Annotated in this window: 9 protein-coding genes and 1 pseudogene; 6 read left to right on the forward strand and 4 right to left on the reverse strand. The window is 72.9% G+C overall.

All coding sequences use genetic code 11. The features are described 5' to 3' along the window. Nucleotides 1-16: 16 nt before the first annotated feature. From ACF08M_RS17415 to ACF08M_RS17425, 3 genes are all read right to left on the reverse strand, one after another. The gene (locus tag ACF08M_RS17415) at nt 17-1,039 is read right to left on the reverse strand and encodes an SRPBCC domain-containing protein (protein ID WP_392186106.1); all 1,023 of its coding nucleotides are present in this window, start codon (nt 1,037-1,039) and stop codon (nt 17-19) included. A 78-nt stretch (nt 1,040-1,117) separates the two neighbouring features. Beyond that, nucleotides 1,118-2,716, reverse strand: a complete 1,599-nt coding sequence (locus ACF08M_RS17420; protein WP_392186107.1) for a polyamine aminopropyltransferase — start codon at nt 2,714-2,716, stop codon at nt 1,118-1,120. 85 nt (nt 2,717-2,801) lie between these two features. Continuing rightward, the gene (locus tag ACF08M_RS17425) at nt 2,802-3,323 is read right to left on the reverse strand and encodes a DUF2617 family protein (RefSeq protein ID WP_392186108.1); all 522 of its coding nucleotides are present in this window, start codon (nt 3,321-3,323) and stop codon (nt 2,802-2,804) included. 879 nt (nt 3,324-4,202) lie between these two features. On the opposite strand from ACF08M_RS17425, the gene ACF08M_RS17430 reads away from it, so the two are divergent. The 4 genes from ACF08M_RS17430 (at nt 4,203) to ACF08M_RS17445 (ending at nt 8,015) form a co-directional block, all read left to right on the forward strand. Beyond that, nucleotides 4,203-5,384, forward strand: a complete 1,182-nt coding sequence (locus ACF08M_RS17430; protein WP_392186109.1) for a pyridoxal phosphate-dependent aminotransferase — start codon at nt 4,203-4,205, stop codon at nt 5,382-5,384. A gap of 194 nt (nt 5,385-5,578) precedes the next feature. After that, a complete protein-coding gene (locus tag ACF08M_RS17435; protein WP_392186110.1) occupies nt 5,579-6,142 on the forward strand; it encodes a hypothetical protein in 564 nt (187 codons plus the stop codon). A gap of 375 nt (nt 6,143-6,517) precedes the next feature. Beyond that, nucleotides 6,518-7,288: a LamG domain-containing protein gene (locus tag ACF08M_RS17440; protein ID WP_392186111.1), complete on the forward strand. Its 771-nt coding sequence runs from the start codon at nt 6,518-6,520 to the stop codon at nt 7,286-7,288. Between the two features lie 142 nt (nt 7,289-7,430). Then, a complete protein-coding gene (locus tag ACF08M_RS17445; protein ID WP_392186112.1) occupies nt 7,431-8,015 on the forward strand; it encodes a sigma-70 family RNA polymerase sigma factor in 585 nt (194 codons plus the stop codon). A gap of 3 nt (nt 8,016-8,018) precedes the next feature. Here the strand turns inward: ACF08M_RS17445 and ACF08M_RS17450 are convergent, their stop codons facing one another. Next, the gene (locus ACF08M_RS17450; protein ID WP_392186113.1) at nt 8,019-8,963 is read right to left on the reverse strand and encodes a hypothetical protein; all 945 of its coding nucleotides are present in this window, start codon (nt 8,961-8,963) and stop codon (nt 8,019-8,021) included. A 1,966-nt stretch (nt 8,964-10,929) separates the two neighbouring features. Here ACF08M_RS17450 and ACF08M_RS17455 point away from each other — a divergent pair. Further along, nucleotides 10,930-11,589, forward strand: a pseudogene (locus tag ACF08M_RS17455) (FtsK/SpoIIIE domain-containing protein); the annotation flags it as partial. Further along, complete coding sequence (locus ACF08M_RS17460; protein ID WP_392186154.1) at nt 11,581-13,590, forward strand: FtsK/SpoIIIE domain-containing protein; 2,010 nt, start codon at nt 11,581-11,583, stop codon at nt 13,588-13,590. The pseudogene ACF08M_RS17455 and the gene ACF08M_RS17460, both read left to right, overlap by 9 nt. The last annotated feature ends 72 nt before the right edge of the window (nt 13,591-13,662 follow it).

Below are 13,662 nucleotides of genomic sequence, written 5' to 3' on the forward strand. Positions count from 1 at the left end.
GACATTACTGGCGCGACTACCTCCGCCGCCTCAGCACCCGGGTCACCACGACGGCCGAGGCGAGCGCGAGCGCCGCTGCGGGAGCGACCCAGCGGAGCGTGGCGCCCGCGGTGGTCGAATCGGGTGACGGCACGGGCGCGTACCGGCCGCGCGGCGGCGCGTGGTCGACCTCCTCGGCGCTACGGCCGATCATGGTCCGCCTGGCGTGCGCGGCCTCGGCCGGGGGGCCGTCGGGGACGGTGAACTCCACCTCCGCCGCGGGGTCGAGCGACGGCGGGGGCACGGGGGCGTCGAAGACGGAGCCCGTGCCCGGGGGCTTCCCGGCGGCGGGGGTCCCGTCCGTGGCGGCGTCGTCCGTGGGCGCGTCGGCACCGTCGTCGGCACCGTCGTCGGCGCTGTCGTCGGCGCTGTCCGGCCCGGAGTCACCGGCGGCTTCCGGAGCCGTGCCGCGGGCCGGGGCCGCACCGGTCGTGTCGGCCTCCTCGGCCGCCTCCTCGATGGCCTGTTCCACCGCTTCCCCGACGGACCGCTCGGCCTCGTCGACAACCTCGCCGCCCGCCTCGCCGCCCGCCTCGCCGCCCGCGCCGCCACCCGCCAGCGTCTCCGTCACCAGCTGCTGCGCGAAGCGGTCCAGCAGGCGGCGGGCCGCCGCGAGCGCCGCCGCCGGTTCCAGGTCCAGAAGGCGGCCATCGCCGCTCGCCGTGCCCGTGAACCCGATCGACGTGCCGTCGTCCTTGCGCGTCAGGCTGATCGTCAGGGCCAGCTTCGCCGCGCCGGTCCCCCGGGCCTCGACGCCCTCGCCCGTCACCAGGATCCCGCCCCCGTCCGAACCGTCCTGCGGGGCGGCGGTGAACCGCAGCGCACCGCGGTACGTGATCGTGTGGCCGTCGATCCGGACCTTGAGCCGGCCGGACAGCGGGCCCGCGGACGCGTCGGCGTCCTGCTGAAGTCCCGGCACGCAGCGCGCGACGCGGGCGGGATCGCCCAGCGTCCGCCGAAGGGACGGGGGCGAAACCGGAACGAACACCTCATGCTCCATGGAAACCGAGCCTACTCAGCCCCGGCCATCACGTCAGCGATTCGGCGCCGCGAGACCGCCGGGCGGACGGCGTCCGGCTCACCGGTCCTCCCAGTACCGCGGATGCACCAGCGTCGACGACGGCAGCCCGCGCAGCCGGACGCTCTCCGCGTCCCGCCCCGCGCGCGCCAGCGACGGCTGTGTCAGCGACCGCAGCTCCGGCGCCCCCGGGGCGAGGCGCAGCTCCGGCGCCCCGCCCCGGCCGGCCAGGACGAAGCCCCAGCCGTCCGCGGCCTGCGCCCGGTGGGTGGCCCGGTCGGGACCGGCCGCGAAATCGGAGGGCCGGCCGCTGATCCGGTACGGGCGGGTGTGCAGGCCCGCCGCCCTCATCGACGCCTCCACCGTCCAGTACGTGCGCGGCCGGATCACCGGCGGGCCCCCGTGCACCACCAGCCGGCCGCCCGGCGCGAGGGCCTCGGCGATCAGCCCGTAGAACTCCGTCGAGTACAGCTTCGTGCTGGCGGAGATCCCGGGGTCGGGCAGATCGGAGATCACCACGTCGTAGCCGCCGTGCGCCGCCCGCAGCCAGTTGAAGGCGTCCGCGTCGACGGCCGTCAGCCGCGGGTCGCGGAACGCGTGGGCGTTCAGCGCCGAGAGCGCGGGGTCGGAACGGGCCAACCGGGTGACGCCGGGGTCGAGCTCGACGAGGGTGACAGCACGTACGTCCGGGTAGCGCAGCACCTCCCGGGCGGCGAGTCCGTCGCCGCCGCCCAGGATCAGGACCTGGGCGCGCGGCCCGTTCATCGCCGGGTGCACCAGCGCCTCGTGGTAGCGGTACTCGTCGCGCGCGCTGACCCGCAGCCGCCCGTCCAGGTACAGGTCCAGGGAGCTGCGGCCCGTCCCTGTCAGCACGATCTCCTGGACCCCGGTCTGCAGCGCGACCCGCACCCCGTCCCCGTACACGGCGCGGCGCGCCGCCCGCTCGAAGTCGTCGACGAGCGCCGTGGAGACGGCCAGCACGGCGATCACCGCGGCGTTGACGAGGATCAGCAGCCACCGGGAGCGCGGGGTGAGGTCCCGCCGGAACACCCACAGCACCAGCGCCCCGCCCGCCGCCGCGTTGACCGCGCCGGTGAACAGCGCCCCGGTGAGCTGTCCGAGCACCGGCAGCAGCAGAAAGGGGAACGCCAGCCCGCCGACCAGCGCGCCCACGTAGTCGGCGGCGAACAGATCCGCGACGGCCCCGCCCGGGTCCTGCCGGTCGACGCGCTGGATCAGCGTCATCAGCAGCGGGATCTCCGCACCGATCAGGACCCCGATCGTGAGCGAGAACCCGACCAGGGCGAACCGCGACTCCCCGATCCAGGCGAACGACGCGTACAGCACGACCGCCGAGGAACCGCCGACGAGTGCGAGCGCCGCCTCGATCAGCCCGAAACCGACCGCGGCACGGCTGCGCAAACGTTTCGCGAGGAGCGAGCCGACGCCCATCGCGAACACCATCACGGAGAGCACGACGGACGCCTGGGTGACCGAATCACCGATCAAGTAGGACGCGAGCGCCACCAGTTCGAGCTCGTACACCAGACCGCAGGCGGCACAGACGAAGACAGCGGTCAGCACGAGACAGCGACCGGTCCTCGGCCGTACGGGAAGACGCGCCGCGCCCCCTCGCAACAACACCTGCTGGTCGATCATGAGGCGAACGCTACGTTACGACGAGGTGGCTGCCTGTCACCCACAAGGATGTAAGTGGCACGCTCGTAAGGGAGGTTGGCCCGTGTCAGAGTGCTGCCGCCGGCATCCGCACGCCGACCCGGGTCCGCGTCACGACCAGTTGACCCTCCTGCGGGTACGCGTGCCAGGTACGCCACCGCACCTCGCCGTCGGCCCGCTGGGCGAGCATGGCGGTGAAGGCGTGCGGGCTGCCGGGGAACGTCCCGGCGAGCCCATGGGGATGGTCGGCCACGAGCGCGAGGAGCTCCTGCGCGCGCCCCGCGAACGAACCCGCCGAGAGCGTCTCGACGCGTGCCGCGAATTCGTACTCCCATTCCCCGAGCCGCTTGGCGACTCCGAGCGGCAGCGGCGTGCTGCTGCCGGGGATGCACGCGACGGTTTCGGAACAGGTGCCCCGGTCCTCCTCCAGGAGCACCTGGTGGGAGGCACCGAGCAGGCGCATCTGGAGTCGGGCACCCGCGAGATCGAGGTCGAGCACGGCCAGGGCGGGGAGCGGTTCGCGCCCCAGCGCCCAGGCCAGATCGGCAGCGCGGGTGTCGGAATAGGCCGTCTGGAGGGTCGTGAGCATGAGTCGGCTCCGCAAGCAAGCGTGGACACATGGACAGGGGACGCCTCCGACGTGATGCACGTGGGAGGTGGGAAGCGCCCGATCAGGTCCAACTCGGGTCCGAGGGCTGGATGTTCTCTCACCCGAGGGAATCACGAAGCATGCCGCGCCCACAGCGTTTTGGCCCAACTTGAAGTGGTTTCCATCCCGTAGGGGGCCTGTCGGTTCACCTGTTCACCGGAATCGCGCGGAAAGGCCCAACAAAAAGGTACCCGGCGGGAGTTCACCCGCCGGGTACCTGTCGGACACCGGACCGCACGGGCCCGGCACCGGGCGTGTGGCCCCGCCCGGTCACGGATCAGCTGCCCCGTGTCAGCCGCCTCCGCCGCATCCGCCCCCGCCACCGCAGGAGGAACCACCGCCGCACGAGTGCCCCCCGGAGTGACCGCCGCACGAGTGACCGCCCGAGTGACCGCCGGAGCTACCGCCCGAGTGACCGCCGGAGCTACCGCCCGAGTGACCGCCGGAGCTACCGCCCGAGTGACCGCCGGAGCTACCGCAGGACGATCCACCACCGCCGCCGTTACCACCGCCGCCGTTACCACCGTCGGCCCACCAGCTGCCACCCGCGGCGCTGCTGCCGCCGGCACCACGGCGCCCACTGCGTGCGCGCGCCTTCTTCTTGTTCCCGGCCCTCGTTACCAGCGAGACGATCAGTCCGATCACGGCCACCGCGATCACCACTCCGACAAAAGTCCTCACGACCTCATGTCCTTCCGTTCCCCCGAAGCGAGGTCCCCCCGCTTCCGCGCGCTTCCCGCGTGAATGGGGGATGCCCCCATCCCCGTACGGCCAAAGCAGACTTGAGCAACTCCAGAGCTTCCGCGCAGGATGGTGGTCATGACACAGGGACGACCGCCGCTCAACCGCCGCCTCGCCGAGTTCGGCACGACGATCTTCGCGGAGATGTCGGCGCTTGCCGTACGGACCGGCTCCATCAACCTCGGCCAGGGCTTCCCCGACACCGACGGCCCCGAAGAGATCCGCGAGGCCGCGGTCCGCGCCCTGCGCGCCGGGCTCGGCAACCAGTACCCGCCGGGCCCCGGCATCCCCGAACTGCGCACCGCGATCGCCGAACACCAGCAACGGCGCTACGGGCTGGCCCACGACCCCGACACCGAGGTCCTGGTCACGGCGGGCGCCACCGAGGCCATCGCCGCGGCCCTGCTGGCCCTGCTGGAGCCCGGCGACGAGGTCATCGCCCTGGAGCCGTACTACGACTCGTACGCCGCCTGCGTCGCCATGGCGGGCGGCAGCCGCGTCCCCGTCACCCTCCGTCCCGACGCGACCACCGGCACCTACCGCCTCGACCTCGACGAACTGCGCGCCGCCGTCACCCCCCGCACCCGGCTCATCCTGCTCAACACCCCGCACAACCCCACCGGCACCGTCCTCACCCGCGAGGAACTCGGTGCAATCGCCGCGCTGGCCTGCGAGCGCGACCTCCTGGTCGTCACCGACGAGGTCTACGAACACCTGGTCTTCGAGGGCGAGCACCTCCCGCTCGCCGGCTTCCCCGGCATGCGCGAGCGCACCGTCACCATCAGCTCGGCCGGCAAGACGTACTCCTTCACCGGCTGGAAGGTCGGCTGGGTCACGGCGGACGCCCCGCTCGTCGCCGCCGTCCGGACGGCCAAGCAATACCTGACCTACGTCAGCGCGGGCCCCTTCCAGTACGCGATCGCCGAAGCGCTGCGGCTGCCGGACACGTACTTCGACAACCTCCGCGCCGACCTGCGACGCAAGCGCGACCTGCTCGGCGACGGGCTGCGCGCGGCCGGGTTCGAGGTCTACGAACCCCAGGGCACGTACTTCATCACCACCGACATCTCCCCGCTCGGCGAGGAGGACGCCTACGCCTTCTGCCGCGCCCTCCCCGAACGCTGCGGCGTCGTCGCCATCCCCAATTCCGTCTTCTACGACTCCCCCGACGCGGGCCGCAGCCAGGTGCGCTTCACCTTCTGCAAGAAGGACGACCTCCTCCAGGAGGCAGCCAGTCGGCTGCGGCGCCTGGCGTCCTGAACCCGCGTCCCCTTCATCCCGATTGACGTACGGGCCAGGCGTCGCCGCGTCTCCCGGCGCATGGGCGCACATCCGGGGGCGGGCCGGTCCGCTGCCTCGCGGGCCTGTTACAACTTACGTGCGCACAGAACCACTTCCGAATCGGACGCGTGATCACCAGTGACACCTTTATGCCGCACCTCCTGAGGACATTCATGACGCGCAGATGGCTGCTCATCACCACGATCACCGTATTGACCGTCGCGCTGGCCTTCGTCGTCGTCCAACTGGTGCGGGGCCAGGACTCCGGGAAGGTACGGGCTGGAAAGGAACATGCCGGGGCGAAATCGGCCGGAGCGAAGCCGGCCGCACCGAGCCCGGCCGCGTCGAGCCCGGGTGACGGCAAGAGGAACAGCGACGGCTCCGTCCCGGCCGGCTACCTCGGCACCTGGTCCGGCTCCATCGACAACGCCGTGGGCCGCTCCACCCGTGAGCTCGCCGTCAAGCAGGGCACGGTCGGCGAGACCGTCCTCACCCTCACCGCGGACGGCCCGCTGGACGGCGGCGGCTCCTACCACTGCGTCTTCCGGGCGGACCTTACCGCCGAACCATCCCCCAACGGACCCGTCGAGGTCGGCCCCTCCACCGTCGTCGTCGGCGAACCCATGTCGTCCTGCACCGCGGGCAAATCCACCACGCTCACCCTGCTCCCGGACGGCTCCCTGCGCCGCGAGAACACGGACACCGGCGAACAGCTCACCTACACCAAGAACGACTGACCGGCTGACCGACCCAGCGACGCGGACACCGCGTACAGCAGCACCAGGGTGTGGACGAACCTGCCGGGCGCCGTCGGCGGGAAATGCCACGCCAGTGGCCGGGTACGGCCGGTCAGGGCGGGGTTCGGCACGTAACTGGTCCGGCCCGCCGTCGCGTTCAACGGAGTGACCCCGTCCGGACAGGACGTGCGTACGGTGCTCCCGGCCGGGACCAGGACGTACTCGCCGCATCGCCCCGCGCACGGGCGCACATCCAGGGGCGGACCGGTCCGCCGCCTCACGGGCCGGTCACAACCTGCATGCGCGCAGAACCACTTCCGGACCGGACGCGTAGTCACCGGTGACACCTTTATGCCGCACCTCCTGAGGACATTCATGACGCGCAGATGGCCACTCATCACCACAATCACCGTATTGACCGTCGCGCTGGCCTTCGTCGTCGTCCAACTGGTACGCGACCAGGACTCCGGAAAGGAACAGGCCGGAGCGAAACCGGCCGCGTCGAGCCCGGGTGACGACACCAAGTCGCTGCAGGGAATCGGCTGGTGGCCCCTGCACCAGTCCGGCACCGCGAAGGCCGGCGAGCACGACGCCGTGGTCAAGGGCGGGACGCAGTGGACCGACGGCCCCGAGGGCGGCGCCGTGCATCTGGACGGCACCAGCGGATACGTGGACTCCAACACCCGGCTCGACACCGTGGGCAAGGACTACTCGGTCGCCGCGCGGGTGCGCCTCGCCCCCCAGGACATGACCGGCATGCACACCGCCGTGTCCCAGGACGGCGACGGGATCAGCGCGTTCTTCCTCCAGTACTCCGGCCAGGACGGGAACTTCGCCTTCAGTTTCTTCGGTACCCGTACGATCGCGGAGACACTCGAGAAGCCGCAGCCCGGCCGCTGGTACCACCTGACCGGCACGTACAGTCAGCAGGACCACCGGATGCAGATCTACGTGGACGGCCGGCTCGCGGGAACCAGGGTGGCTTCCAATGGCGTGAAACCCACTGGCACCGTGGTGATCGGACGCGCCAAGTTCGAGGGGAAAGCGACCGATTACTGGAACGGTGACATCGCCGACGTACATCTCTACGACCGGGAGTTGACGTCCCGTGAGGTGGGCTCGCTTTCCTCTCGCGAACCGGGCTGACCGGCGCTGACGGGGTGAGTTCACCGCCGCCGCAGGCTGACGGGCGCCGCACGGGCGCACGGCGGCTCGCGGCGGCGCCTGCCGGGTGTCCCGCAGCCGGTGGAACCCGTCTCCCCCCAGACGACCGGAGAGGAAAAGGCCCTTGTCGGCCAGTGCTTCGACCGAAAACCTCATTCCTGGCCCCCGCGCCGCGGAACCCCACCCGGACGAGTTCCTCAGAGCGCTCTACGACTTCCATGGCAACGCGTTGCTGCAGTTCGCCGCTCGGCGGCTGGAGGGCGACTGGCACCGCGCCGAGGACGTCCTCCAGGAAGTCGCGATACGCGCCTGGCGGCACGCCGAGGAACTCGACCCGACCACGGATTCGGTGCGGCCCTGGCTGTTCACCGCGCTGCGCAATCTGGTCATCGACGGCCACCGGGCCCGCCAGGCCAGACCACCGGAGACCGGTGACCCGGAACTCGCCCACCTGCCGGTGCCCGACGGCGTGGACCACATGCTCACCTCCCAGGTGCTCATCGACGCGTTGCGGGACCTGCGGCCGGCCCAGCGCGAGGTCCTGCTGCACGTGCACTACCTGGGACGCAGCGTCAACCAGACGGCCGAGATCCTCGGCGTGCCGCCGGGCACCGTCAAGTCCCGCACGTTCTACGCCGCCCGCGCCCTGCGCGAGGCACTGCACAGCCGCGGGCTGTACACGGGCGGCCTGTACCGCGAGGCCGGATGACACTCATGCCAGACGTCCCGCGTGCCGGGTGATCTCCAGGCCGAGCGGCCCGGTGTCGAGCGATCCGTCCTCATCGGCACGCCAGCGCCACCCCGTGGGTGCCTCGCCGAGCACCAGTAGCGCGTCACCGCGCCGCAGACCGGCCAGCGCCCCCTCCCGTCGCGGGAGCTGCGAGGCGTCCACGACGAACAGATGCGGCGCCTCGCCCTGGACGGCGATCCGGCTGCTGCCCTCGATCAGCCGGAAGATCTGGGTGACGTCGGGCGAGCCGGGCTCCGGCGCTCCCGTGCCCGCCGACGCCGCCACCGTGGCGAACGCTTCCTCCAGGCTGGCCGCGTCGTGCAGACGTGACGTCCGCGGCTCGTCGCCGGAGAGGAGCCGGCCGTCGGCCAGGGATCCCACCAGGGTGACCTCGGCGAGCGCCCCCACCGGGCCGGCGAGCGCCTCGGTGACGACGGCCTGTACCAGGCTGCGCACCTCCTTGTCCGGACCCGTCACCGAGACGGGCCCCGCCGCCCGGGAGAGGTCGACCAGTACGCGGTCGGGTCCGTCCAGGCCCACCGTCACCGTCAGCGCGTACGGCAGGGCCGGTTCGCCCTCCGGGCCGGGGCGGTGCAGATCGTCGGGCGAGATCGTCCAGCGCTCGCCGTCCGCCTCGGCGGTCCAGGGCGCGGGGGCGGCCTCCTCGGCCCCGGCCAGCAGCAGTGCGAGCCGCTCCTCGGAGTAGACGACGGCGTACAGGTCGGGCAGCGACCGGCCGGAGCGCAGACATTCGCCCGTCAGCCGGCGCAAGCCCGCGTTGACCACGTCCAGCGCCTCCCGGCCCACGACGGCGGCCGAGGCGGCGACGGGCTTGGGCGGGCGGGCCCGCCGCTCGGTGATGATCAGCGCGGCCACCGCCCCGATCAGCGCCAGCCCCAGCACCACGGCCAGGACGTACCAGATCATCTTCTGACTCCTTGTCGGGGCGCCCCGGCGGCGGAGGCCGGGACGGTCGAGAACGAGGGCGGCACAGTCGCTGCGCCGGGCACCCGATGGGCACTACGGCTCCGGTGCGCGGATGGTTCACCGGTGCGCCGGGTGAACCATCCGCGCACGGGAGCCGTAGGTCCCGTCAGTGGCATGGGAGCCGCCGAGTGCGGCTGCCGAGGCCCCCCATTCACGCCGCCTGGAGGACGTTCTCGTGTCGTTGATGTTGACCGTGGTCGAGGAGGACGGTGACGCGTTCGACGTCCACCTCGACGCCGACCCCGACACGCCGGTGAGCGCTGTCGCGGAGGCGCTGGCCGGGGCGGGAGGCGTCCACCGGCCCCCGGAGGGCCTCGGCCTGTACGCCGGCGACCGGCTGCTGCCCGCCGATATGCGGCTGCGGGACGCGCCGCTCCACCACGCGGCCATCGTGGGCCTGGGCCGCCCGGCGGGCGCCACGTCGGCCGAACCGGACGGGCTGGTGGAGATCCGTGCGGTCGGCGGGACCGGAGCGGGCTCCGTGCACCGGCTCGACATGGGTGAGTACCGGATCGGTCTGGCCCACGACGGGACCGCCCAGGTGCTGCGCGCCGTACCGGACCGTCCGTTCGCCGTCCTGGCGGTGGGCCCCCAAGGACGCTGCCGCATCACGCCCGACGCCTCCGCGCCGGACGGCGGCACCCTGCAACTGGACCGCGAGGACCTCGCCGAGGCGACCGCCTGGCCGGCCGGCGCACAGCTCCTCGTCGGAGACAGCCTGCTCGAACTCGCCCTCCCGCAGAAGCCGGACGCGGCCGTGCAGCCATCGGAGGACGGCACCGGCTGGGACTACAACCGGCCGCCGCGGCTGCGGCCGGCTGAGACCGCCACCCGCTTCACCCTGCCCTCCCCGCCCGCCCCGCCCGCCCCCCGGCCGCTCCCGTGGATCACCGCGGCGGCCCCGCTGGTGATGGCGGGGGCCGGGGCGCTGATCTTCGACCGCATGTCGATGCTGCTGTTCGGGCTGCTCTCCCCGGTCGCGATCCTCGGCAACTACCTGATGAGCCGGCGCACCGGGCGCCAGACCCACTCCGGCAGTGTCGCCGCCTACGAGGAGAAGAAGGCACGCATCGAGGGCGACGCGGCGAACGCCCTGGCGGCCGAACGCACCGCCCGGCGCCGCGGTTTCCCGGACCCGGCCGAGGTCGTCCTGACCGCCGTCGGCCCCCGGCGCCGCCTGTGGGAACGCCGTACCTCCGACGCCGACTTCCTCGAACTGCGCATCGGAACCGCCGATCTGGACTCCGCCGTGGTGCTCCAGGACCCGACCAAGGACGAACACCGCCGCGAGGACCCGTGGACCGCGTACGACGTCCCGGTGACCGTTCCGCTGCGGGAGCACGACGTCCTGGGCATCGCCGGCGAGGGCCCGGCCGCACGCGCCGTGGCGCGCTGGGCGGTCGCCCAGGCCGCCGTCCTGCACAGCCCCCGTGACCTCCAGATCCATCTGCTGACGACCGGCGAACGGGGCCGGGACGGCTGGTCCTGGCTGCGCTGGCTGCCGCATGTGCGCAAGAAGTCCGGCGACATCCCGGCCAGCATCGGCTACGGCACGGAGACCTGCGCCCGCCGGGTCGCCGAACTCACCGCGCTGATCGTCGAGCGCGCCGGACGGGAGGACCGGCGCAGCCGGCCCGCCGGGCCCGACGTGCTCGTCATCCTCGACGGAGCCCGCAGGCTGCGTTCGCTGCCCGGCGTGACGCAGATCCTGCGCGACGGACCGGCCGTCGGCGTCCGCGCGGTCTGCCTGGACGCCGAGGAGCGGCTGCTGCCCGAGGAGTGCCACGCCGTCGTCGCCGAGGAGCCCGGCGGAACCGTACGGGTGGGACGCTCCGGGCGGGGCACCGTCGGGGGCATCCGGCCCGACGCGGTGTCCCTGGACTGGTGCCGTTCGCTGGCCCGCGCGATGGGCCCGCTGCGGGACCCGGGCGGGGCCGACGAGGAGGCCGCGGTGCTTCCCGGCTCCGCGCGGCTGCTCGACGTCCTCGCCCTCGACCCGCCGCAGGCCGCCGGCATCCGGGCGCGCTGGACGGCCGGGGGCCGCTCGACCCGGGCGGCCGTCGGCGTCTCCCTGGACGGCCCGTTCTACCTGGACCTGCGGCGCGACGGCCCGCACGGGCTGGTCGCCGGCACCACCGGCTCCGGCAAGTCCGAACTCCTCCAGACGCTGGTCGCCTCGCTCGCGGTGGCGAACCGTCCGGACGCGATGACGTTCGTCCTGGTCGACTACAAGGGCGGCTCGGCGTTCAAGGACTGCGTGGACCTGCCGCACACCGTCGGCATGGTCACCGACCTCGACGCCCACCTCGTCGAGCGGGCCCTGGTGTCGCTGACGGCGGAACTCACCCGGCGCGAGCACATCCTCGCCGCGGCCGGCGCCAAGGACATCGAGGACTACGTCGAGCTGCTGGAACGCAACCCGGCGGGCCGCGCGCCGATGCCCCGGCTGCTCATCGTCATCGACGAGTTCGCCTCGATGGTGCGCGATCTGCCGGACTTCGTGAAGGGTCTGGTCAACATCGCCCAGCGGGGCCGCAGCCTCGGCATCCACCTGATCCTGGCGACGCAGCGCCCCAGCGGCGTCGTCTCCTCGGAGATCCGCGCCAACACCAACCTGCGCATCGCGCTCCGGGTGACGGACGCCGGCGAGAGCACGGACGTCCTCAACTCTCCCGAGGCCGCCGGGATCTCGCAGAGCACCCCCGGTCGCGCCTATGTGCGCCTGGGCCAGAACTCCCTCGTACCGTTCCAGTCCGGACGGGTCGGCGGCCGCCGGCCCGGTGCCGCGGCGACCTCGCTGCCGGCCCCCTGGGCGGTGACGGTCGGCTGGGAACGGCTCGGCGAGCCGCTCCCGGCGCGGCCCCGCGGCGCGGCCGTGCCCGCCGAGGTGGAGACCGACCTCACCGGGCTCGTCACGGCGATCCGCGAAGCGGACCGGGAGATGGGCATCCCCGCACAGCACAGCCCCTGGCTCCCGCCGCTGCCCGAGGTCCTGGTCACCGGCGAACTGCCGGCGCCCCCGCCCTCGGACTACGACCTCGCGCCCGTCGCGTACGGCGTGGTGGACCTGCCCGCACAACAGGCCCGGCTGCCCCTGGTGATCGACCCGGCGACGCTCGGGCACCTGCACATCATCGGCTCGCCCCGGCAGGGCAGGTCGCAGACGCTGCGCACCATCGCCGGCACCCTGGCCTCCGCCCATTCCCCGGACCGGCTGCACATGTACGGCATCGACTGCGGCAACGGCGCGCTGCTGCCCATCGAGAGGCTGCCGCACTGCGGGGCCATCACCCAGCGCACCCAGCCCGACCGGGTGGCCCGGCTGCTCGCCCGGCTGACCGGGGAGCTGACCCGGCGCCAGGAGATGCTCGCCGCCCGCGGCAGCGCCGACCTGCCGGAGCTCCGCCGCGCCCTGCCGGAGGCCGAACGGCCGCCGCACATCGTGCTGTTCATCGACCGGTGGGAGGTCTTCGACAAGCAGCTCGGCGAGTACGACTCCGGGAACCTGCTGAGCTCCGTGCTGACCCTGCTCCGGGACGGCGCGAGCGTCGGCATCCATCTGCTGATGACCGGTGACCGGGCGCTGTTCTCCAGCCGGGTCAACGGCTCCACCGAGGACAAGCTCGTGCTGAAGCTGAATGAGAAGTCCGAGTACGGGATGATCGGCATCACCCAGCGCAACGTGCCCGACGAGATCCCGCCGGGCCGCGCGTTCCGTGCCGCCGACAAGGCGGAGGTGCAGATCGCGCTCCTCACGGACAACCCGGAAGGCCAGGCGCAGGCCGTGGCGCTCCAGCAGATCGCCGAGCACTGCCGCGAGCAGGCGGCCCAGCTGCCGGACGCCACCCGGCCGTTCCGCGTCGACACCCTGCCGGACCGGCTCACCTGGGAGGAGGCGGCCCGGTACGTGCCGCAGCCGCTGCCGTCCGCACGGTGGGCCCTGTCCGGTGTCGGCGGCGACGAACTCACCGCCTTCGGGCCGGATTTCGCCATCACGCCGACCTTCCTCGTCGCCGGGCCCGCCCGCTCCGGCCGCAGCACCGTCCTGGCGACGCTGGCACTGTCGCTGCTGACGGTCGAGATGCCCGTCGTCGTCGGCGCGCCCGCCAGGTCGCCGTTGCGCCAACTCGCCGGACGGCCCGGGGTCCTCGCGGTCTTCGACGAGTCCGACATCGACCCCACCGCGCTGGAGGAGGCGCTGGCGTCCTCGCCGCAGGGGGCCGTGGTGATCCTGGACGACGCCGACCTGCTGCTGAAGACGAAGGCCGAGCCCGTCCTCACCCAGATCGCCAAGTCCGGCGCCGAGAACGGCCGGGGCCTGGTGATCTCCGGGCAGACCGACCGGCTCTCCTCCGGCTTCTCCGGCTGGCACACCGAGGCCCGCCGCAACCGGTGCGGTCTGCTGCTGAAGCCGCAGAACATGAGCGACGGCGAACTGATCGGCGTCAAGGTGCCCCGCAGCCGCCTGGGCGCGACCCGCCCGGGGCGAGCGATCCTGCACCTGGGCGACGGCGTGCTGCGCACCGTCCAGGTCCCGGAGACGATACTCCCGCCGGCCGGGAGCTGAGCGCCTGTGCGGGGGTTCCCACACCGGCTCTGAGGTCCCACGGCAGAGGGCTCCCGCCCCGGCGACGGCCGG

This window comes from Streptomyces sp. NPDC015032, assembly GCF_043080425.1.
In the GTDB taxonomy this organism is placed as follows: Bacteria; Actinomycetota; Actinomycetes; order Streptomycetales; family Streptomycetaceae; genus Streptomyces.

Bases quoted from the DNA above. Each gene is read 5' to 3' on its own strand.
- ACF08M_RS17415 (WP_392186106.1), bottom strand. From the start codon at position 1,039: ATGGAGCATGAGGTGTTCGTTCCGGTTTCGCCCCCGTCCCTTCGGCGG.
- ACF08M_RS17420 (WP_392186107.1), bottom strand. From the start codon at position 2,716: ATGATCGACCAGCAGGTGTTGTTGCGAGGGGGCGCGGCGCGTCTTCCC.
- ACF08M_RS17425 (WP_392186108.1), bottom strand. From the start codon at position 3,323: ATGCTCACGACCCTCCAGACGGCCTATTCCGACACCCGCGCTGCCGAT.
- ACF08M_RS17430 (WP_392186109.1), top strand. From the start codon at position 4,203: ATGACACAGGGACGACCGCCGCTCAACCGCCGCCTCGCCGAGTTCGGC.
- ACF08M_RS17435 (WP_392186110.1), top strand. From the start codon at position 5,579: ATGACGCGCAGATGGCTGCTCATCACCACGATCACCGTATTGACCGTC.
- ACF08M_RS17440 (WP_392186111.1), top strand. From the start codon at position 6,518: ATGACGCGCAGATGGCCACTCATCACCACAATCACCGTATTGACCGTC.
- ACF08M_RS17450 (WP_392186113.1), bottom strand. From the start codon at position 8,963: ATGATCTGGTACGTCCTGGCCGTGGTGCTGGGGCTGGCGCTGATCGGG.